At 35.3% G+C, this 20,982-nt stretch carries 23 protein-coding genes; 4 read left to right on the forward strand and 19 right to left on the reverse strand.

What is annotated here, in order from left to right:
* Positions 1 to 3: 3 nt before the first annotated feature.
* From AC3HD6_RS11725 to pdxA, 12 genes are all read right to left on the reverse strand, one after another.
* On the reverse strand, positions 4 to 1,002 hold the full coding sequence (locus tag AC3HD6_RS11725; protein ID WP_488896507.1) for a WaaS/CpsH family glycosyltransferase: 999 nt from the start codon (positions 1,000 to 1,002) through the stop codon (positions 4 to 6).
* Between the two features lie 2 nt (positions 1,003 to 1,004).
* A complete protein-coding gene (locus tag AC3HD6_RS11730) occupies positions 1,005 to 1,802 on the reverse strand; it encodes a DUF5672 family protein (RefSeq protein WP_488896508.1) in 798 nt (265 codons plus the stop codon).
* Positions 1,803 to 1,804: 2 nt separating this feature from the next.
* The gene (rocD, locus tag AC3HD6_RS11735) at positions 1,805 to 3,055 is read right to left on the reverse strand and encodes an ornithine--oxo-acid transaminase (RefSeq protein WP_488896509.1); all 1,251 of its coding nucleotides are present in this window, start codon (positions 3,053 to 3,055) and stop codon (positions 1,805 to 1,807) included.
* A 184-nt stretch (positions 3,056 to 3,239) separates the two neighbouring features.
* Positions 3,240 to 3,701, reverse strand: a complete 462-nt coding sequence (locus AC3HD6_RS11740; protein ID WP_488896510.1) for a hypothetical protein — start codon at positions 3,699 to 3,701, stop codon at positions 3,240 to 3,242.
* Positions 3,702 to 3,723: 22 nt separating this feature from the next.
* Positions 3,724 to 4,275: a YdcF family protein gene (locus AC3HD6_RS11745; protein WP_488896511.1), complete on the reverse strand. Its 552-nt coding sequence runs from the start codon at positions 4,273 to 4,275 to the stop codon at positions 3,724 to 3,726.
* 61 nt (positions 4,276 to 4,336) lie between these two features.
* Entirely contained in the window at positions 4,337 to 5,458 is a 1,122-nt protein-coding gene (locus AC3HD6_RS11750) for an FAD-dependent monooxygenase (RefSeq protein ID WP_488896512.1), read from the reverse strand.
* A gap of 77 nt (positions 5,459 to 5,535) precedes the next feature.
* The gene (locus AC3HD6_RS11755; RefSeq protein ID WP_488896513.1) at positions 5,536 to 6,108 is read right to left on the reverse strand and encodes a Crp/Fnr family transcriptional regulator; all 573 of its coding nucleotides are present in this window, start codon (positions 6,106 to 6,108) and stop codon (positions 5,536 to 5,538) included.
* A 231-nt stretch (positions 6,109 to 6,339) separates the two neighbouring features.
* Entirely contained in the window at positions 6,340 to 7,695 is a 1,356-nt protein-coding gene (accC, locus tag AC3HD6_RS11760; protein ID WP_068944864.1) for an acetyl-CoA carboxylase biotin carboxylase subunit, read from the reverse strand.
* Positions 7,696 to 7,793: 98 nt separating this feature from the next.
* Entirely contained in the window at positions 7,794 to 8,279 is a 486-nt protein-coding gene (gene accB / locus AC3HD6_RS11765; RefSeq protein WP_068944863.1) for an acetyl-CoA carboxylase biotin carboxyl carrier protein, read from the reverse strand.
* 127 nt (positions 8,280 to 8,406) lie between these two features.
* Positions 8,407 to 8,610, reverse strand: coding sequence for a 50S ribosomal protein L32 (gene rpmF, locus AC3HD6_RS11770; RefSeq protein ID WP_002976251.1), 204 nt, complete (start codon positions 8,608 to 8,610; stop codon positions 8,407 to 8,409).
* Positions 8,611 to 8,677: 67 nt separating this feature from the next.
* Positions 8,678 to 9,208, reverse strand: a complete 531-nt coding sequence (locus AC3HD6_RS11775) for a YceD family protein (protein ID WP_068944862.1) — start codon at positions 9,206 to 9,208, stop codon at positions 8,678 to 8,680.
* Between the two features lie 84 nt (positions 9,209 to 9,292).
* Complete coding sequence (gene pdxA / locus AC3HD6_RS11780; RefSeq protein ID WP_488896514.1) at positions 9,293 to 10,384, reverse strand: 4-hydroxythreonine-4-phosphate dehydrogenase PdxA; 1,092 nt, start codon at positions 10,382 to 10,384, stop codon at positions 9,293 to 9,295.
* 48 nt (positions 10,385 to 10,432) lie between these two features.
* Between pdxA and AC3HD6_RS11785 the strand changes: the two genes are divergently transcribed.
* From AC3HD6_RS11785 to AC3HD6_RS11795, 3 genes are read left to right on the forward strand one after another with little or no spacing between them, the layout of a single operon-like run.
* On the forward strand, positions 10,433 to 11,017 hold the full coding sequence (locus AC3HD6_RS11785) for a riboflavin synthase (protein ID WP_488896515.1): 585 nt from the start codon (positions 10,433 to 10,435) through the stop codon (positions 11,015 to 11,017).
* Between the two features lies 1 nt (position 11,018).
* A complete protein-coding gene (locus AC3HD6_RS11790; RefSeq protein ID WP_488896516.1) occupies positions 11,019 to 12,473 on the forward strand; it encodes an ATP-binding protein in 1,455 nt (484 codons plus the stop codon).
* On the forward strand, positions 12,473 to 13,177 hold the full coding sequence (locus tag AC3HD6_RS11795; protein ID WP_488896517.1) for a tRNA1(Val) (adenine(37)-N6)-methyltransferase: 705 nt from the start codon (positions 12,473 to 12,475) through the stop codon (positions 13,175 to 13,177). Before AC3HD6_RS11790 ends, AC3HD6_RS11795 begins: the two co-directional genes overlap by 1 nt.
* 39 nt (positions 13,178 to 13,216) lie before the next feature.
* On the opposite strand, the gene AC3HD6_RS11800 is transcribed toward AC3HD6_RS11795, so the two are convergent.
* Positions 13,217 to 13,927 carry a cell division ATP-binding protein FtsE gene (locus AC3HD6_RS11800; RefSeq protein ID WP_068944857.1) on the reverse strand — a complete coding sequence of 237 codons (711 nt, stop codon included), beginning with the start codon at positions 13,925 to 13,927 and terminating at the stop codon, positions 13,217 to 13,219.
* Between the two features lie 154 nt (positions 13,928 to 14,081).
* Positions 14,082 to 14,240, reverse strand: coding sequence for a 50S ribosomal protein L34 (gene rpmH, locus AC3HD6_RS11805; protein WP_039365072.1), 159 nt, complete (start codon positions 14,238 to 14,240; stop codon positions 14,082 to 14,084).
* 235 nt (positions 14,241 to 14,475) lie between these two features.
* Here rpmH and AC3HD6_RS11810 point away from each other — a divergent pair, with 235 nt between their 5' ends.
* Positions 14,476 to 15,480, forward strand: a complete 1,005-nt coding sequence (locus AC3HD6_RS11810) for a DHH family phosphoesterase (RefSeq protein WP_488896518.1) — start codon at positions 14,476 to 14,478, stop codon at positions 15,478 to 15,480.
* Positions 15,481 to 15,538: 58 nt separating this feature from the next.
* On the opposite strand, the gene AC3HD6_RS11815 is transcribed toward AC3HD6_RS11810, so the two are convergent.
* From AC3HD6_RS11815 to AC3HD6_RS11835, 5 genes are all read right to left on the reverse strand, one after another.
* Positions 15,539 to 16,342 (reverse strand): patatin-like phospholipase family protein, encoded by an 804-nt coding sequence (locus tag AC3HD6_RS11815; RefSeq protein ID WP_488896519.1) that lies wholly within the window; start codon positions 16,340 to 16,342, stop codon positions 15,539 to 15,541.
* Positions 16,343 to 16,386: 44 nt separating this feature from the next.
* On the reverse strand, positions 16,387 to 17,199 hold the full coding sequence (locus AC3HD6_RS11820) for a hypothetical protein (RefSeq protein ID WP_488896520.1): 813 nt from the start codon (positions 17,197 to 17,199) through the stop codon (positions 16,387 to 16,389).
* Positions 17,200 to 17,203: 4 nt separating this feature from the next.
* Positions 17,204 to 17,986, reverse strand: a complete 783-nt coding sequence (locus AC3HD6_RS11825; protein ID WP_488896521.1) for an alpha/beta fold hydrolase — start codon at positions 17,984 to 17,986, stop codon at positions 17,204 to 17,206.
* 109 nt (positions 17,987 to 18,095) lie between these two features.
* Positions 18,096 to 18,623 carry an ExbD/TolR family protein gene (locus tag AC3HD6_RS11830; protein WP_488896522.1) on the reverse strand — a complete coding sequence of 176 codons (528 nt, stop codon included), beginning with the start codon at positions 18,621 to 18,623 and terminating at the stop codon, positions 18,096 to 18,098.
* 251 nt (positions 18,624 to 18,874) lie between these two features.
* The gene (locus tag AC3HD6_RS11835) at positions 18,875 to 20,944 is read right to left on the reverse strand and encodes a protein-disulfide reductase DsbD family protein (protein WP_488896523.1); all 2,070 of its coding nucleotides are present in this window, start codon (positions 20,942 to 20,944) and stop codon (positions 18,875 to 18,877) included.
* Between the last annotated feature and the right edge of the window lie 38 nt (positions 20,945 to 20,982).

Below are 20,982 nucleotides of genomic sequence, written 5' to 3' on the forward strand. Positions count from 1 at the left end.
GCCTTATTTATTAAATTGACTGAACAAAATTTGGATCCAATTACTAAATGAATATCTCTGATAAGTTTCTTCAGAAGATTCAATATAATCCTCTGCCAGGAAATTGGTAATTTCAGACATATTATCATCATTCAGCAGAAATATATTATTAGGATTATAAAATCTATATCCCTTCACTAATTCATTATTAGTGATTAATTTTTTTCTGTATCCTATAGCCTCAAAAACCCTGAAAGAAAGTCCTTTGTGAACTGTGTTTTGAAAGTCAAGAATAATTTTTGATGCTTTGGCATTTTTCATGTTTTCCTCAAAGCTCATTCCGGTTTTTGTGAAATTTATAGGATATTCCCGGTACTTCTTGATATGCTTTTCTTTAGTATAGATTACATTGATATTGGTTTTCAGATTTTTTTCCTGAAATAATATCGAAAGTTTGCAAAGTTCCTCTATACGATCTTTCATAAAGGTGCCTACAAAAAACAGATCCTGTTTGATCTCGGAGTTTGTGGGCAGATAATCAAAATAAAAATTATGAATATGCTGGGTCTGAGGATATCTTATAGTATCTCTTTCGTCAAATACAAAAAAGCGGTCAAAATATTTTATGGTTTCTCCAGCCAGAGGAAACCTCTGCATTCCATCCCATTGATAGGCTACGGTAAGGGTACTTTTCTTTTGAATTTTGGCCAAGACATTTTTACTGAATAAATCAGGGCGGATAACCAGGGCATAATCGGCATGGCTGATTTTGTCAAGAAAAAACAGCTGGGGATGTTCCTTTTTTTCGGCCAGTACTTTGGCTTTAAATGTTTTGTTATTGCTGAATGCCTTTTTGTAAATATGAATTAAAGACTCTTCAGCACTCAGTTTTACTTGTAAACAATCATGTTCTACAGTAAATACTTTAAAACCAAGGTACTCAAGATTTTTTTTAAAAACCTTTGGCAATCCAAAATGGTTTGGAACTGCTAATATGATACTTTTATCTTTAAAGTCGCTCATTTCTATATTGAATATCCTGCATCAGAAAAATAAGGTCTCCAGAAGTCCTTCTCCTTATTCCATCTGTGGCAGCCAAAAGGAAGTTTTCCTTTATTGATGTTCATTGCTTTCTCCTGTTTATTCTCAATTGAGAAGAGACAGGCTTCTTTATAATTAGGTTTAGAAAAAATTATACCATTTCTTTCCGGTTCTATACTGAAAAATACATCTTCAGCATAAAATTGGCCTGAATTTTTAGGATCCAGATAAATACTCACTACTTCCGGTATTTCTTCAAGAACCTTAATGAATTTTTCTCTCTTTCTTAGAGATAAGCCTCCATTTCCTACATTATTGTAGAGTAGAGATTTATCTTTCTGCCACTTTCCGTTTCCTTTGAAATTGATCAGAGATTTAATTCCGGAAATGGTTTTATCAAAAATTAATTTAAAAAAAGGAATCTTTTCTGCACTTCGTATCCAGGGTGCTCCAATATAATCGTAGTCTTGCTGGCACCAGTATTTTAGTTCATCCTTAAATATAAAACAGTCTGTTTGATAAATTAGTATATATTTTTCAGAAAATTTTTTATAAAACTCTGAACTCATCATCAACTGATTATACCCATAGATTCCTTTAAAATAGTGATCATCGAAGCTGAGAAAAGAAGCCTTAAAGCTTTGATAAGCTTCAAGAGAGAGGCTTTTAGGGTGTATAAAAGTGATTTTATACTGTCCTAAAATATGAAATACCTGATTGAGAGCAATCAAATCATCTCCCTCAGGTATTTCCCTATAGATTGGAATAATAATATCTACCAATGTTATTTTGAATATTCTAATACCGTTTTTTCGATGATTTTTACACAATCAAGCAATTGCTCTTCTGTAATAACCAATGGTGGAGCAAGTCTGATGATATTACCATGAGTAGGTTTTGCCAATAATCCGTTTTCTTTTAACTGCAGGCAAAGGTTCCATGCTGTAGAGCTTTCAGGAGTATCATTGATCAGAATAGCATTTAAAAGTCCTTTTCCTCTTACTTTAGTAATCAGATCTGTTTTTTCTATCAGTTTATTGATCTCAGCTCTGAAAAGCTGGCCAAGTTCTTCTGCTCTTTCAGATAATTTTTCATCAGCAACTACATCTAATGCTGCTACAGCTACCGCGCAGGCAATAGGGTTGCCTCCGAATGTAGATCCGTGTTGTCCTGGCTTAATCACATTCATGATCTCATCATTAGCTAATACTGCAGATACTGGATACATTCCTCCTGAAAGTGCTTTTCCAAGAATTAAAATATCCGGTTGTACATTTTCATGATGACAAGCAATCAGTTTACCGGTTCTTGCGATACCTGTTTGTACTTCATCAGCAATAAAAAGAACATTATGCTTTTTACATAGTTCAGAAGCATTTTTAAGGAAGTTTTCATCCGGAACATATACTCCTGCTTCTCCCTGGATAGGTTCTACAAGGAATGCTGCAATGTTTCCTGCTTCTCTGCTTAATACTTCTTCCAATGCGGTAAGGTCATTGTAAGGAATTTTGATAAATCCTGGGGTAAAAGGACCGTAGTTTTGGTTGGCATCCGGATCATTAGAAAAAGAAACAATTGTTGTTGTTCTTCCATGGAAATTATTTTCACAAACGATGATCTTTGCTGCATTTTCAGAAATTCCTTTTACTTCATAGCTCCATTTTCTGGCTAATTTCACTGCAGTTTCTACAGCTTCAGCCCCAGAGTTCATGGGTAACACTTTATCAAACCCGAAAAGAGTGGTGATCTTCTGCTCGTATTCTCCTAATTTAGAGTTGTAGAAAGCTCTTGAAGTTAAAGCCAGCTTCTTTGCCTGTTCTACCAAAGCCGCTACAATTGCAGGGTGTGAGTGTCCCTGGTTGACAGCAGAATATGCTGAAAGAAAATCATAATACCTCTTGCCCTCTACATCCCAAACGAAAACACCTTCTCCACGGTCCAGAACTACTGGAAGAGGGTGATAGTTATGCGCTCCGTGTTTGTCTTCAAGGTCAATAAAGTACTGTGAGTTTTTTGTTGTTTCTGCTGTTGACATATTGTTGGTTTTCGACAAATTTACGCAATATTAATGATATGAATAAACAAAAGTAGAATAGGGCAGAATGAGGCTGTTAAAGTGTATTTTGAGGGTAAAAGATCCCGTAACGAAAATATTTTCTTAGCAGATAAATTGTTGCAGGTATTCTATCTTTAGCAGGTATGAAATTATGTGGGAAAGTTTATTCTATATTGTATGGTGTAAGATCTTTTCTTGCATAGTGAATCGCGGTTCCAACAGGATTATAAAGCTTGCAGCAGAATACCAAACGATATTGATGGAATTTCGGATCCAGATTTACGGTGTTGATTTCCTTGGCAATTTTCAAGGAGTTTTTTTTCACAGAATCAGTTTGGATATTGCAAAAATCTTTACTGTAGAGATATAAAGTATAAGTAATGGTGTCTTTATCTTTCATTTCTCTTTCATATTTTGGATATCGTTCTAGCTCTTCAATATGATACTCTCTTTTGATTTTTTCAAATACTTTTTCCTCACCCTTATTTTCAATTCTTTTGGATGAACTGAAATAGGTAAGCATGAAAACAGCAATAAAACTTGCAAGAAAATAGAGGAGAATTGTACCTGCTATTCCTATGAGTATCCATTTTAATATTTTGTTGATGTTTTTATGAAGTTTCATAAGGTTTATTCGTGAAGCTCCTTTATAAATAATAAGCAAAAAACTCTCTGAAAACAGAATAAAAATCTCTTAATTCAAAATATTCAGGGCTGGAGCTTTCAATATTTTTAAAATGATGCTCCTTGAATAACTTTTTGATTCGGGTTTGATGATAAAACTGCGAAACAGAAATAATACGGGTATACTTGAGGCTATCAGCAATTTTTACGGCATTGATAACGGTTTTCTCAGTGGTATTCCCAAAGTTATCCACAAGAATATAGTGAGCAGGAATTTTATTTTTTATCAGATATTTCTTCATCTCTGTACCCTCCCAATAGCCTTCTTTCCCTAAGCCGCCACTTACCAGGATTTCTTTAATTTGTTTTTTCTGATAGAGTTCAATGCTTTTATCCAATCTTGCTTTTAAACGTGGAGAGAGAGTGCCGTCTTCGTTTACTTTATTCCCGAAAACCACGGCAAGTTCTGCTTTTTGTTTACAATTTGTAAGCCCATCATAAGTGATGTACAATGAATGAATTGTAAGCCAGAAGAGCCCTGCAATGAGTATGTATTTGAGGATAATCTTCAGCATATTATTTATTTTATTTCAAGGAGCCTCTTTTGCATTTATCTAGTCCAAAATTTATTACTTTTTAGTATGAAATGTCAAATACTTTTTCCATTTGCTTTTCATTGGTGGAGCTAGGAGTTGCTTTTAATAAAGTGTTACGAAGCCAAACTGCCAGGCTGTTTTCATAATGAGAAACTTTACCAATTGTTGAACTCGTGTTGACAATGTAATGCGCTTTTTTCACACGCATTTCTTCATATTGTTTGAAAGCTTCTTCCACACTTTTCCCTTCACCAAAAAGCTTTCCGAGAACATAGGCATCTTCAATTGCCTGGCAAGCTCCTTGTCCCATATTAGGTGTTGTTGCATGTGCTGCATCACCAATCAAACAAACGCGATCTTTTTGCCATTGAGAAATTGGTTCCAAATCGATAATGTCATTGACAAATATTTTTTCTTTTGGGGTTTCGGAAATTATTCTGGGAACGTCTAAGGTAAATTCATTAAAAAGTTCTGCAAGTTGGGTAGGATATTTAACCAAATTTTCGTTAACCACAGCATACCAGTAGAGTTGTTGGTCATTAATTCTGACAAAGCCGAAGCGTTTACCTTTTCCCCATGCCTCATAGGCTTGATGGCTGTATTTTTTTGTCCAATCGAGTTCACAAACGCCACGCCAGCATTTTTGATTGGCAGATCTTTGTTTTCCTATGTTTAAAATTTGGTGTCGCACTACTGATTTAATGCCATCAGCTCCAATAACGGCGTCTGCAATAGCAGTAGTTCCGTCTTCAAAAGTTAATAAATAGCTGTTTCCTTGTTCAATTTTAGATAAACGTTTGGAGAGTCTAATGTTATCAAAACCAATTTCTTCAGCTAGAATTCTTTGTAGATCGCCCCTATGTATAGCAATATTGTGTACCCCATATTTATGTTCAAATTTTTTCAATGGTACATCCGATAAGGTCCTGAGCTGTGGATCAGTAATTTTAATAGTTGAAATTTTGTGTCCGGCTTCTTCGATTTTGTGACGAATACCAAGCTTTTCAAAAATTTGCATTGCATTATTGGCCATGATAATTCCGGCACCTACAGGTTTTATTTCGGAGGCACTTTCGTAAATGGTAATGTCCAGATTATTTTTTTGTAAGGCTAGAGCTGTTGCTAAACCACCAATTCCGCCGCCGATAATTGCTATTTTCATTGTTGATTACATTTATATTGTGAGACAAAATTAGAGGTCAGAAAGATCAATAACGTTCACTTAAGGTAATTTCTGAATTAGTAAATTCTTTTTCGTATTCTGCTTAGGGACTGTGGTGTAATTCCTAAATAAGACGAAATATATTTCTGCGGAATTTTGTTCAGGATTTCAGGTGACTTTTTCAGGAGATTAAGATAACGCTCTTCCGGGGTGTAAAAAAATAATTCATCTAGCCTTTGTTTTGCATCTAAAAATGCTAAATCGGAGATATGTTTTGCTAATCCAAGCCAGAAAGTATCCTTCTGAATCAAAGCCTCAATATCTTTTTTGTCAAAATATAAAACTTCTGTTTTGAGAAGAGTTTGGATAACCGCTATTGATTTTCTCCCAGTAACATAACTTGCATAATCACCAATAACATCATTGTTTACTTGCAAAAGATAGCTGATGTCTTCTCCTTTTTCATTGATGTAATAAATTCGGACAGCACCATTCAAAATGAATCCTAAACGGTCAAAAATTCCATTTTTAGGTTCTATTATTTTGTTTTTATCATAATTTACGATGTAGCAAATTTCCAAAAACTCCTCTACACGCTTCATGGAAATTTGAAGAGTTTCTGCTAATTTTTCTTGTATTGCTGATGCCATCGCTTTTATGTTAATTTGAATTTATACTACAACAAGATTTTTGTAATTACAAAAATAACTTTTCCCGTTTGATTATGTTCAAAATTAAAATTACTTTGAGTTTTTGCTTTTTATGAGGGGGATATTCTCTATGTTAGCCTATTAAAAATGACATAAAAGTTGATAGATTTTTGTAATGTTTATAACTAAAAAAGGCGTCTCAAGACGCCTTTTTTATATGAATGATATTTTTTAATGATTATCATATTTTCTGTCCATTACAAAATCCTCCATGAATTTTGTAGTGTAGTTTCCTGCAAGATAATCTTCATTATCCATTAGTTGTCTGTGGAAAGGAATAGTAGTTTTTACTCCTTCAATATAGAATTCTTCAAGAGCACGTCTCATCTTTGCAATTGCTTCTTCACGGGTTTGAGCCGTAGTAATAAGCTTGGCAATCATAGAGTCATAATTAGAAGGAATTGTATATCCGGAATAAACATGAGTGTCTACTCTGATTCCGTGTCCGCCAGGAATATTTAATCCTGTAATTTTTCCTGGAGACGGTCTGAAGTCTGCGTAAGGATCTTCAGCGTTGATTCTACATTCTATAGAATGCAATTTAGGATAATAGTTGATTCCTGAAATAGGAGTTCCTGCAGCAAGAAGAATTTGTTCTCTGATTAGGTCATAATCAATTACCTGCTCAGTAATAGGATGCTCTACCTGGATTCTTGTATTCATTTCCATGAAATAGAAATTTCTGTGTTTGTCTACAAGGAATTCAATAGTTCCTACTCCTTCATATCCGATGAATTCTGCAGCTTTTACAGCAGCATCACCCATTTTCTCACGAAGTTCGTCCGTCATAAAAGGAGAAGGTGTTTCTTCCGTTAATTTCTGATTTCTTCTCTGTACAGAACAGTCTCTTTCAGAAAGGTGGCAAGCTTTACCGAATTGGTCACCTGCAACCTGAATTTCGATGTGTCTAGGCTCTTCGATCAGTTTTTCCATATACATACCTCCGTTTCCAAAGGCAGCTACAGCTTCCTGAATGGCAGATTCCCAGTGATCTTTAAGATCTTCAGCTTTCCAAACCGCTCTCATTCCTTTACCACCACCACCGGCAGTAGCTTTGATCATTACAGGATATCCTGTTTCTTCAGCAACTTTTACTGCATGCTCGTAAGATTCAATTAAACCATCAGAACCTGGTACACATGGTACACCTGCTGCTTTCATGGTAGCCTTAGCATTGGCTTTATCTCCCATTTTTTCAATCTGCTCCGGAGAAGCTCCAATGAACTTGATTCCGTTCTTTTCGCAGATTCTTGAAAAGTTAGCATTCTCAGATAAGAATCCGTAACCAGGGTGAATAGCATCTGCATTGGTAATTTCTGCAGCAGCAATAATGTTAGGGATTTTAAGATATGAGTCTTTACTCATTGCTGGACCAATACAAACCGCTTCATCAGCAAATCTTACGTGAAGACTGTCTTTATCAGCAGTAGAATATACAGCTACAGTTTTGATCCCCATTTCTTTACAAGTACGTAAAATACGCATTGCAATTTCGCCACGATTGGCTATTAATATTTTTTTGAACATCTTCTTCAATTTGAAAATTAGATAATTTGAAAATTAGATAATGTTATTTTAATGTAGAATTTAATCTAACATCTAATGTCTAACATCTAACCCCTAAATTAAGATGGATCTACTAAGAATAATGGTTGGTCGTATTCTACAGGTGTAGCATCGTCAACTAAGATTTTAACGATTTTTCCGCTAACCTCAGATTCAATCTGGTTGAATAATTTCATTGCTTCAATAACACAAACTACTTTACCAACAGAAACATCGTCACCTACATTTGCAAATACGTCTTTATCCGGAGATGGTTTTCTGTAGAAAGTACCGATCATTGGAGACTTGATCGTAATATATTTACTGTCATCAGATGCAGCCTCAGTTTTTTCAGCAGCAGGAGCTGCCGCAGGAGTTGCTACAGGTGCTGGAGAAGCTACCGCTTGTGGAGCTGTGTGGTATACTGCAGGTTGTGCATAAACAGCTTCGCTTCCAGCTAATGGAGTTTTAATAGTGATTTCGAAATCTTTAGTTTTGTACTTCACTTCTGAAACTTCAGCCTTAGATACAAACTTAATAAGATTCTGTATGTCTTTAATGTCCATAAATTTGATATTTGATTTTGGTTCAAAGATACCAAAAAAACGCAAAAAACAACAAAAAACCGCCAAATTTTATCAAAATTGGGCGGTTTTTGTATTAAAATGAGGCTTTTTCAGTGAAAAGCGACTCTTAGTTTTCTTCAGTAGCAGCTACTTCTTTTTCCAATACTACTTTACCTCTGTAGTAAAGTTTTCCTTCATGCCAGTGAGCTCTGTGGTATAGGTGAAGCTCTCCTGTTGTTGCATCTTTAGCTAATTGAGGAACTACAGCTTTGTAGTGAGTTCTTCTCTTATCTCTTCTTGTCGACGACTGTCTTCTCTTTGGATGTGCCATTTTCTAATAACTTTTTTAATTGATGAGCGATGAGATTCATCATCTCATCATATTTAAATTATTCTATTTAATTATTGTCTCTTAATTTTCTTAAAGCATCCCATCTTGGGTCACTTTCATGTTCTTCCTCTTCAATTTCCTCAATATCTTTTGGACTGAACTGATCTAGGATTTTGATATCTTCATCACTTACATTCGGTGAAATCTTTTTCATCGGGATAGAAAGCATTACATTTTCGTAGATCAAATGCGCTACATTAAAAGCATGCTCTGCAGTGGGAATGGTAATGACATCTTCATTGCTGTCATCATATTCTTCCCCGAAATTCACCAGAATCTTGATTTCATTCTCAATAGGATAGTCGAAATCTTCATTTGTAATATCACAAACTAGCTCAACTAAACCTTTTATTTTAATCTCAAACTCCAGAAAAGTAGTGTGTTTGTCTAAAAAGACATTCACTTCTATTCTTGGGTTTGTAAATTCCTGCTCAGTGTCAAATAATTGAAAGAACGTTTTATCTATCTCAAACTTGAACTCGTGTTTTCCGTTTTTAAGTCCGGAAAAGCTTACGTCATAGTTTCTTAACTTGTCCATAAAATGAGTGTGCAAAAATATGCATTTTTTTTATAATAACAAATAAAATCTAAAACAAATTAATTTAAAATTTGTTTTAACGGTTTATGCTTCAGTTTCCTCAGGCAGATCTTCGTCGATTCCGTTATCTACAGCTATTTTTCTAGGCTGAAGACGGTTGCTCATCAGTTCGTTGTATTCACTTCTGTTCTTGAAAACCTTAATAGCAGTGAAAATAGCTTCTGTGAAACTTTGCTCATCTGCAATGTTTTTCCCTGCAATATCATAGGCAACCCCATGATCCGGAGAGGTTCTGATGAATGGAAGTCCTGCTGTATAATTTACCCCTTCTTCATAAGCCAATGTTTTGAACGGAGCTAACCCCTGATCATGATACATGGCTAAAACGGCATCAAAGTTTTTGTATTTATTAGGCTGGAAGAAGCTGTCTGCTGGGAAGGGACCAAATGCCAGTATTCCATGATCTGAAAGTTCCTGGATGGCAGGGCTGATGATTTCTATTTCTTCAGTACCGATTACTCCTCCATCTCCAGCATGTGGATTTAATCCTAATACAGCAATTCTCGGTTTTTGAATGCAGAAATCTTCGATAAGTGTTTGGTTCAATACCCTGATCTGCTTCTTTATTTTTTCTTTGGAAATATTTTCTGCAATCTGCGCAATAGGAATGTGATGAGTAGATACTGCCACTTTAAGATCTTCAGTGACAAGGAACATTAATCCTTTCTTGCTGAATTTTTCTTCAAAATATCCGGTATGTCCGGCATGTTTGAAGCCCATTTTCACCATTTCATCTTTGTTGATAGGAGCAGTTACCAAAACATCAATATCGCCTTTTATTAAAGCTTCAGTGGCTGCTTCCAAAGAATCAATAGCCATTTGGGTAGATTCCTCAGTGGGAACACCCAGCTCAACATTGACGTTTTCCTTGGTCAGATTTACCATATTCAGCTTGCCGGTCTGTGCCTGAGAAGCTTCATTTACATAGTTGAAATTCAGATTCAGCTTGAAAATGTTTTTCTGATAAGTGAACAATTTCCCCGAGCCAAAAATTACAGGCGTGAAAAAATCTGTAATGGTTTTGTCTTTCAGAGACTTCATAATGATCTCCGGACCGATGCCGTTGAAATCACCGATTGAAATTCCTACTCGTACTTTATGGTTTTTTGGGCTCATTTTGATTATCTTTGAAGATTATAATTTACAAATTTAGCAAAAAATAATATGTTCACAGGAATTATTGAAGCAGTTGGTGTTATTGAAAAGATTGAAGAAAAAGGAAGTAACATAGATTTCACCCTGAAATGCCCTTTTACAAACGAACTTAAAATTGATCAGAGCCTGGCACACAACGGATGCTGTCTTACTGTAGTGGAGATTAAAGACAGTCACTATGTAGTAACAGCAATCAACGAAACTCTTGAGAAAACCAACCTCGGGAAATGGGAGCTGGGAACTGTTGTGAATCTTGAGCGTTGTATGAAGATGGATGGAAGGCTAGATGGGCATATTGTTCAGGGCCATGTTGATAAAACCGGAGAAGTTGTAGGAATTGAAAATAAAGATGGAAGCTATTTCATCACCATGAAATATGAAGCAGACGGAAACTTTGTGACTGTACCTCAGGGATCTATCACTGTAAACGGAATCAGTTTAACGGTAGCAAAAAGCGAGGATACACAATTCTCGGTAGCTATTATTCCTTACACCTGGGAATTTACCAATATGAAACACTTGAAAATTGGAGATAAAGTGAACCTGGAATTTGACATCATTGGTAAGTATATTGCTAGGTTAATTAAAAAGTAGGATGTCGTTAAATAAATATAAAGGATATAGTTTAAGGAACCGTGTGTTTTTCGGTTTCTTATTGGTATGCTTTTTAAGTGTTGTGGCAACATCGCTGGTTCCTTATTTTGTATTGAGAAATAATTCCCTGCAGCAGAGTAATATCGATATGCAGGAGAAAACCAATGCAGTGATGAGATATCTGGATTATGCTGTAAGCCGTACATTGGTAGAAACAAAGGATCTGCCAAAGGTTTTAGGCAATAAGATTTTTGAAATTGCAGATATTAACCAGCATGATATTGTTATTTATGATCTGAAGGGAAATTATGTACTTTCCAATAAAGATGAAAGTCTGATCGATCAGAAAACACTTTCCATGGAAATTATCAACAAAATCCTCTCTACGGATGCTAGGGTTGATATGACCAGATATGATGCTGCCAAAGATGCCAAGCTTACTTCTTCATATCTTTTGTTGAAAAACAATGAGCTGGAGCCAATTGGTATTGTTTATATTCCTTTATATCATAATGAGTCAGCCTATCTGGATGTATTGCATCAGTATGTAAAATATATTCTTTTAGTCGATATCTTTCTAATTCTGTTCAGTATTTGGATAAGCTGGGTAACTTCTAATAGTCTGGCTAAGACCATTACAAAATTCTCTGATATGATTACCCGTATTACATTGTTCGAAAACGAAATGCGCCCTATCAGATATTATAAAAATGATGAATTGAATGCTTTGGCTAGAGCTTACAATAGAATGATTCTACAGATTCAGGATCAGAAAGAAAGACTGAGATTTAAAGCATCTGAAGAAGCATGGAGAGAAATGGCGAAGCAGGTTGCTCATGAGGTGAAAAATCCACTTACTCCTATGAAACTTACCATTCAGAATTTTGAAAGAAAGTTTGATCCGGAAGATCCAAATATCAGGGAAAGAGTTAAGTTGATGAGTAAAACGATGGTGGATCAGATTGATCTTATCGCTACAGTAGCTTCTGCATTCTCTGAATTTGCTAAGCTTCCTGAAAAAAATAATGAAGTGATTAATTTGAATACCGAAGTGGAAGATATCCTCCGAGTATTTAATGATGATAGCATCTTCATGCATGCCAACAAGAGTAATATTATGATCAATATGGATAGGATTTATTTGTCCAGAATCATTACCAATCTTGTGACTAATGCCAAACAGGCAGAAAGTGATGAAAGAAAACTGATCATCAATGTAGATGTAGAGCAGCACCAGCGAAGAGTGATTGTCTCTGTTCAGGATAACGGTGTTGGAATTCCTGAAAGTATGTATGAAAGAATTTTTGAACCTAATTTCACTTCTAAAACCAGTGGAATGGGACTTGGATTGTCTATGGTAAGAAAAATGATTGAAGACTATAAAGGAGAGATCTCGGTAAAATCGGAAGTAGGAAAAGGATCTACATTCATCATTACATTGCCTACTAATTTATAGTGAAGTCTTTTAAATTTAAACAATTTGAAATTCAGCAATCCAGAGACGTCTTCCGTGTAGGGACAGATGGGGTGTTGCTTGGAGTCTTAGCAGATATAGAATCTGCCTTTCATGTGCTGGAAGTAGGAACAGGAACAGGGTTGATTTCATTAATGCTGGCTCAAAGAAATTCCGAAGCAGATTTTCTAGGATTGGATATCAATGAAGATGCTGTAGCCCTTACAAAGCTTAATTTTCAAAACGCTCCTTTTCATGCAAGACTGAAGAATATCCACCAGGATTTTAAGACTTTTGAAACGGCAGCAAAGTTTGATCTGATTGTTTCAAATCCACCTTACTTTGAAGAATCGGGATCTGATAAAGATAAAATTGCACGCCAGACCATAGAACTGAATTTTAGACAGCTTATCACTCAATCTGCCCAGCTATTATCCGAGAATGGACTTCTTTCGGTAATTATCCCGATTGAAGCAGGAGAAGTCTTTATTTCAATTGCCGAAGAAAATAATCTGTTCCTGAACAGAAAGGTGAATATCAAAGGTATTGAAAATTCAAGAGCAAAAAGATTGGTTTTAGAGTTTTCATCAACCCAAAAGAGACTTCTGGAATCTGAATTTATTATAGAAAAAAGTCCGAGAAAATACTCGGACCAATATCTTGAACTCACCAAAGAGTTTCATATCTTTAAAGAGGTTGAGGATTAGATAGAAAAGAAATATTCTGTTATTCTCAATCTATTATTCTTATTCAAATAGTTCTGCAGTATCCAATACTGATACTTTTCCATCTTCACATCTGATTGCTTCACCAGGGAAGTTTTGGATCATATGGTAATCGTGTGTTGCCATTACTACAGCAGCTCCGTTTTCAAGGGCAACCTGTTTCAGTAAGGTCATGATTTCGTTGGAAGTTTCAGGGTCAAGGTTTCCTGTTGGCTCATCCGCTAAGATGAGATCCGGATGGTTAAGCAGTGCTCTTGCGATGGCGATACGTTGTTGTTCACCTCCGGAAAGTTCGTGTGGCATTTTGTGCTTTTTGCTCTTCATGTTCACGCTTCCCAATACTTCATTAATTCTGTCTTCTATTTTGACTTTATCATTCCATCCAGTAGCTTCCAAAACAAATTTCAGGTTCTTTTCAACAGTCCTGTCGGAAAGCAGCTGGAAATCCTGGAATACAATTCCTAGTTTTCTTCTTAGATTAGGAATATCGGACGGTTTTAGTTTCGCCAGATCAAATCCTACCACAGATCCATGTCCTGATGCTAATGGAATGTGTCCATAAAGCGTTTTCAGAAGGGAGCTTTTTCCGGAACCTGTTTTTCCAATAAGGTAGCAGAATCTACCTTTTTTAATGTTAAGATTTACATCAGAAAGAACAGTAAAGTTTTTTTGCGCAATTTTGGCGTGCTGTAAACTTATAATATTGTCTCCGGAGATATTTGTATGTGGCATAATTTAATTTTAAAGGCTATTTCTAACAAAAAATTTTCAATCTTTAAAAATAGAAAAAAGATGTCTATTTGACTCTAATTTTAATAAATTTTAACAACAAAAAATGCCTGAAAAGAAACTTCTCAAGCATGTTTTGTATATGATAATAAAAAGATTATCTCTTAGCGCGTGCAGCACTTACAGTTAAACTCTTTCTGCCTTTAGCTCTTCTAGCAGCCAAAACTCTTCTTCCATTTGGCGTAGACATTCTTTCTCTGAAACCGTGTTTGTTTCTTCTTTTTCTTTCTGATGGCTGGAATGTTCTTTTACTCATTACTATATGTTTAAATCGTAATTAATCTATTAATTTTCAGGTTGCAAAGATATATAAATTTTTATAAGATACAAACTTAAATTATTTTTTTTTAAAATTATCTGTGATGTTTTTTTTTCAAATATTTATAAACCCTTATGTAAACCTGAATTTCTCCGTGCAAAAATAATATTTAAATGATTTATATAAAAGCTCTATCTTTGAAAACTTAAATTTTAACGAAAATAAACACAAGATGTTTACACCAGCAGAACTTTTAGAGATCAATACATTACTAACACCTGAAAACAAAATAGTTATTCTTACCCACTATAATCCGGATGGTGATGCTATTGGTTCCAGTCTGGGATTGAAACATTATTTAAAGGCAAAAGGAATTCACGCTGAGGTTATTGTGCCGAACGATTTTCCTAAATTTCTAAAGTGGATGCCTGAATCTAAAAAGGTGATTATAGCAGAATACAAAAGAAAATTGGCAGCAGATATGATTGCAGCTGCAGATGTTATTTTCTGCCTTGATTTTAATTCCCCTTCAAGAATCGGGTTATTGGGAGATTGGCTGGTAAAAGCTCAAGGGAAGAAAATTCTTATTGACCATCACCAACAACCGGAGCCGTTTGATTTTGTGTATTCTGATACTGTAATTCCTGCCACTTCGCAGATGGTTTATCATTTCATAGAAGCAATGAATGATGAAAAATTGGTGAATCAGGATATGGCAGAATGTATGTATACCGGAATTATGACGGATACAGGAGGTTTCCGTTTTCGTTCAACAAGTGCAACTACCCATAGAATTATTGCTAATTTAATAGAAAAGGGTGCAGATCCCGCGATGATTACTTCCAATACCTGGGATACCAATACGGTTTCTCGCCTTCATTTACTGGCTCTAGTTTTAGGAAGAATAGAAGTAGTGAATGACGGTAGAGTAGCGATTCTAAGCCTTACAAGAAACGAACTTAAAGAATTTGGGTTCCAAAAAGGAGATACGGAAGGTTTCGTAAACTATGGATTAAGTATTGCCGGAGTAAAAATGTCTGCTTTCTTTATGGAAGATCTTTATGAAGATTTTATTAAGATCTCATTCAGAAGTAAAGATGATGTAGATGTGAACCAGTTCTCCAGAAAATATTTTAACGGTGGGGGACATATCAATGCTGCAGGAGGTAAATCCAATGATTCTTTGCCAGGAACCATAGAAATATTCAAAACAAGGCTGATCGAAGAAAATTTGTAGAAAGGGTTAAGAGATAAATGGTAATTCAATTTTTTGAAGTTATAAAACCTTCAGACTCTCAAATCTTAGTATATCCTTTTTCCTCAAGTTCCGTACAGGTATATTCATATACCTGCTGAAACATTTCACCCATATATTTTTTGTTGAAAAGACTGTATTTTGTCATTTTAGGCGGGTCTAAAAATATATTGCAGTGTTTGACTTTGGAATAAACTGATTTTGCAATGGCTAAATGGAGAATCCTATCAAACTCTTTCATCAGGCTCATTTTATTTAATTCATCATAACTTATAGAGTTAACATGAGAGGCAATCAGAAAATCGCATTTATCCATAATGGGCTCAATGGGAAGGTTATCAAGGACACCGCCATCTACATAGATTTTTTCACCTATTCTTACCGGAGGCAAAATAAAAGGTACGCTTGATGAGGCCAGGAGAGGAGTGAAAAGTTCACCTTCAGAAAAGAAATCAACAATTCCATGAGTCATTTCTGTAGTGGCAACATAAACAGGAATTTTCAGAATATTAAAATTGTCTTCAGGAAAGTAGTCTTTGAAAAGTTTTAAGATGAAATTAGAACTGAAAATTCCATTTTTCGATAGTTTCAGGGCTGACCTTGAAAAAAATGAAGTTTGCCTTACAATTTCCATCATTTCATCCGGCGTTTTTCCAAATGAATAAAAAGCCGCAATGATAGAACCTGCGCTGGTTCCTGAAATGATATGGGGCTTAAGGTTATATTCTTCCAGGGCTTTTAAAACAGCAATATGGGCAATTCCACGCATTCCTCCGCCTGAAAGTGTAAGTCCGATAACCGGTGGTTTCGGAGGTGTCTTTTTTTTAAACGAGAATATTCCCATTGAGAAAATTATACCACACTAATATACAGGATTTTTCTCAATGTTTATGGCTCGTCACACTCAGAATCAATCTTGATAAATAAAGCATTGAACTCATTGTTCATTTTTTCGTCATGAGAAACCCTCTGTATTTTATCATTTGCACAATTGCCCCAGCCAAAAGTAATCAGGTCCATAATTGCATAATCTCTGCTGTCTGCTGAATTGAGCTGTTCATTATACTCATCCATTACACGTTGTGGATTGCCATTGTTTTTACTCATTCCTTCTCTGAGTTTTCTCCACTCCGCAAACATTTGGTCATCAGTAGAATTTAATGCTTTTGAAAAAGTGTTGCACTTGTTGTCTTTAAGCAGAACTGCCGGATTGGCGTAGGCCTGAACCTCAATTTTCAATTTTTCATAGTATTGAACGAGTTCTTCATACCTTTTCTTTTTGATATCCTGCCAGTAAGAGTTGTTTACAACCTTCAGGTTTTGAATCTGAGCTTTTCTTTCTATAAAATCTTTATTAAGCTTTGCCAGAATTTTATCTTGATTATTTCTTACTTCTGTAAGGCTTGTAAGATTGTAGACAGATGGGGTGTCAAGCAAAGAACCGCTTAGTTCAAACCAGAGTTTATAAGTCCCTTCAATTTCTTTTCTGGAGTATTTATTGCTGTCAAAATATCCTTTATTATCACATAATTCTGTTACAAATTGAAATACTTCCTGTTTAGGCTGATGGGCGGTTGAAGTGTCTTCTTTTTGGGATGTTACCTGAGCAGAGTCTTTAGGCTTGGTGTTGGATATTGGTTGATTATCCTTTTTGCAGCTTAAGAATGCAAGCAGAAAGATAGAAGTGATAGCAATTCTCATGTTTTTACAATACTAATTTTTTAGGAAGATTATGCAGAAGTTCTGTATTGATAATTTCCGCACAGATAGCTGGTTTTTCCCAATGGCCGTTGTGACCACAATCTAATACATAGGATTTGATATTCGTTCTGTCCGGAAGATTTTTGATGGTAATGTCTGTTTTTACAGCATTGTCATGTTTACCTGCAAGTACCAGGATTTTTGCCTCCAGATTCTGCATAACGTGTTTTTTATCCGTTCTTTCTACCATACCCTTTACACAAGCGAGAGCTCCTATATTATTGGTAGAAAGTGCTGTTTCCAGCGCTGTTTCAATTTTCCCTTCCAGGATATCTCTTTCATTGGGATTGAATAAATTCGGAATTCCGGCTCTTGCGTAGTGAGCAAAGGCATCTTTAATGATTCTGTAGCTTTTGATACGCTGTTGCTTCTTCTCTTCATCATCTGCAAAATAAGTGGAGAAGAAGAGTGTTAAGCTTTTTAATGTTTCCGGGTATTTTTCTGCAAAAGCCAGAGAGGTATATCCACCCATAGAGTGTCCCAATAAATGTACTTTCTCTAGATTCTGCTCATTTAGTACTTTCTTTACTTCATCAGCCATCAATTCCATAGTATGAACTTCACCTAAAATTTCAGATTGTCCATGACCGGGAAGGTCAATTTTTAACACTGAGAAATCTTTGGAAAGATGAGGTTCCATATCGTTCCAGATGGATAGATTTTCCATAAAGCCGTGAAGGAGTACTAATGTTTCTTTTCCATTTCCTTTTCTTTCAAAATTCAGCATGATTCCGACATTTTATAGATTAAAAATAATACAGCATTTTGTTTGCTGTAGTTTAGTTTTCCTTTCAAATGTAAACAAAAAAGAGCATTTTAAAAATGCCCTTTTCTTTTTATTGAGTTAATTCTTTGTAAATCTTTGTTTCCCAAGGTTTGATATCTGTTACTCCATAACGTTCTTTTTTAGCGATAGCCAGATTATCAAGCATGTCTACAAAATTTTTGTAGTTGGCTTCGTCAGTAGGTTTGATGATTACTGTGAAGTTTTCCTGATTTGGAGCGTTTTTATAGGCCTCAGAAATGATTTTTGAAACATTTATTCCATTGAAGTCGGTTTCTTTTAAATTGTTTTTGTTTAAATCATCCTTATTACTTTGGTGATAAAATATCCGATTGTCTTTTCCTAGTATGAAGGTTACCTGATTATTATCCTTAATCACCTTATCATCAATAAAAGGTTTAGGATTGTGGTCTTTTGCGGGAAGTCCCAGATCCATCACGTTGGGTTTTGTAAAGTTGGTGGTAAACATGAAAAACATCAATAGTAAAAAGTTGAGATCTACCATTGGGGTCATGTCAATTTTAATTAGTTTCTTTTTTTGCTTGCCACCTTGTTGTTCTTTTGCGATTACTTCAGCCATGATTCATATTTTAAATTGTTAAACGGTATTTGATGAAAACTTTGAAAATCCGATCGTGATTTTGAAAAATTGATACAAAGTTTATACCTAAAATTTAAAATGTATAATAAATTTTTATTTTTATTAACGAATTGTGTTTAAATAGTGTTAAAAGTGAGTGGCTAACATATTGAGTACAGGCAATCTTTATGATAGTGGAAATAAAAAACTCACACTGTAGAAGTGTGAGTTTAAATTTTTATATAAATTATTTATTTGCTTTTCTTGAAGTAATTAACTCCGCATTCAAGGAATTTCTTGAAGTCTTCCTTCGGCATATACCCGGAAACAGGAGTGTTGATTACTTTTCCGTCTGGAGTGATTAAAACATAATGCGGTTGAGAGTTGTTGTTGAAGTTAACTTGCTGGAATAAGCTCCATCTGTCCCCAATCGTTTTAACCTTTTTGATTTGTCCGTCTCCAAGATCGATCTTTGTTTTTTGATCTTCAGGAAGTTCTTCTTTGTCATCCACATATAGAGAGGCTAAAACAACATCATTCTGAAGTATAGGTAAAATATCCGGTTCGCTCCATACAAACTCTTCCATTTTTCTACAGTTTTCACAACCGTACCCTGTGAAGTCAATCAAGATTGGTTTGTTCTCCTTTTTAGCAATTTCTATGGCTTTAAAGAAATCATGTTCAAGGTGCATTCCTAAAATACCATCTTTTTCATCATGGAAATAGCTAACATTCAATGGAGGCAAAATTCCACTTAATAATTGGAGCTTCGGACGATCAGAAGGTACTAATCCCTGAATCAGATAGATCACGAATCCAATTCCTAATGCACCTAATATTTTTCTGGTGATGGAGATTTTAGGCTTTTTATCATCATGCGGAAACTTGATTAATCCGAATAGATATAGCGCTAATCCCAAAGCAACAATGATCCAGATCGCGATGAAAAGTTCTCTCTTTAAGAAGAAAGTCTTAGATACAAGATCTGCTTTTGATAAGAATTTTAAAGCCAGTGCCAATTCTACAAAACCTAATACCACTTTTACCGTATTCATCCAGCCGCCAGATTTCGGTAGACTTTGTAATGCCTGAGGGAATAAAGCTAATAGTCCGAAAATGATAGCCCATGCTAATCCAAATCCAGCCAGTGCAAATGTTAATAACATAGGAACATTTGAAGAACCTGTTACAGCACTTCCTAATAAGCTTCCCAGGATAGGTCCTGTACAAGAGAAAGAAACAATAACCAGCGTTAATGCCATGAAGAAGATACCGATGATACCACCAGCTTCCTCAGCTTTTGAAGATTTGTTGGCAATAGAGCTAGGTAATGTAATATCATAGTACCCGAAGAAACTTCCAGCAAAGAATATAAAGATGATAAAGAAGGCGATATTAAGCCATACACTGGTAGAGATCTCATTGAAGATGTTTCCTGCAATCCCATCGATAATGTGGAAAGGAATACTCAATAAAACGAAAATAAGAAGAATGAAAAAGCCGTAGATCAATGCATCTCTTTTACCTTTTGCCTTATCCTTACTTCCTTTCGTAAAGAATGAAACTGTTAAAGGAATCATCGGGAATACACATGGCGTCAGTAAGGCAATTAGACCTCCAATAAACCCTAAGAATAAATAAGTCCAATAGTTCTCATCTACCTTTGTAGATGCAGTTCCACAATCCGTTAATGGTTTTTTGAAATCCAGCGTTTCAATTTTCAGCTGCTTAGGATCCAATGTTGAGGTTTTAGCAATCTTAACTTCTGTCTTGGATGGGTTTTCAGTAACTGTTTCAACAACTTTTACAGAATCTTTTGCAGGGGTTGTAGTTTCTTCAGTAACGGCTTCCTCTGTAGCTCCTTTTGGAGTAACTTTCTGATTAAATTCTAAAGTGTTTGGAGCCAGACAAACCCTGTCATCACAGGTCTGATAAGTAATTTCAGACGTTACATCAGCTGGTTTGGCAGGATCTTTCAGTTTGAATTTCTGCTTAAATCCAGCTGTATTTGAATAAAAAACAATAGTTCCTCCAAAAGCTTCGGAGAATTCTTCATGTTTTTTACCCACCTCGGTAAATTTGCCAATAAGTTCAATATTCTTTCCTAAAACTTTATACTCTGTCGGAATCCCTGTATCCTCAGGAAGATCTTTAGAGTAAATATGCCAGCCTTTTTCCATGGTGGCATTCAAAACTGCCTCATACTGGTTGTTGCCCAGATCATTGATCGTAAACTTAAACTTTACAGGATTTTTAATTTGTGCATTAATTCCTGTTGCTAAAAACAGCAGAATTAATAAAAACCAATTTCTAAATTTCATTGTTCATTTCATTAAAAATTTTAAGACTTCATTTAGTC

The sequence above is a fragment of the Chryseobacterium sp. II3a genome (assembly GCF_057815135.1).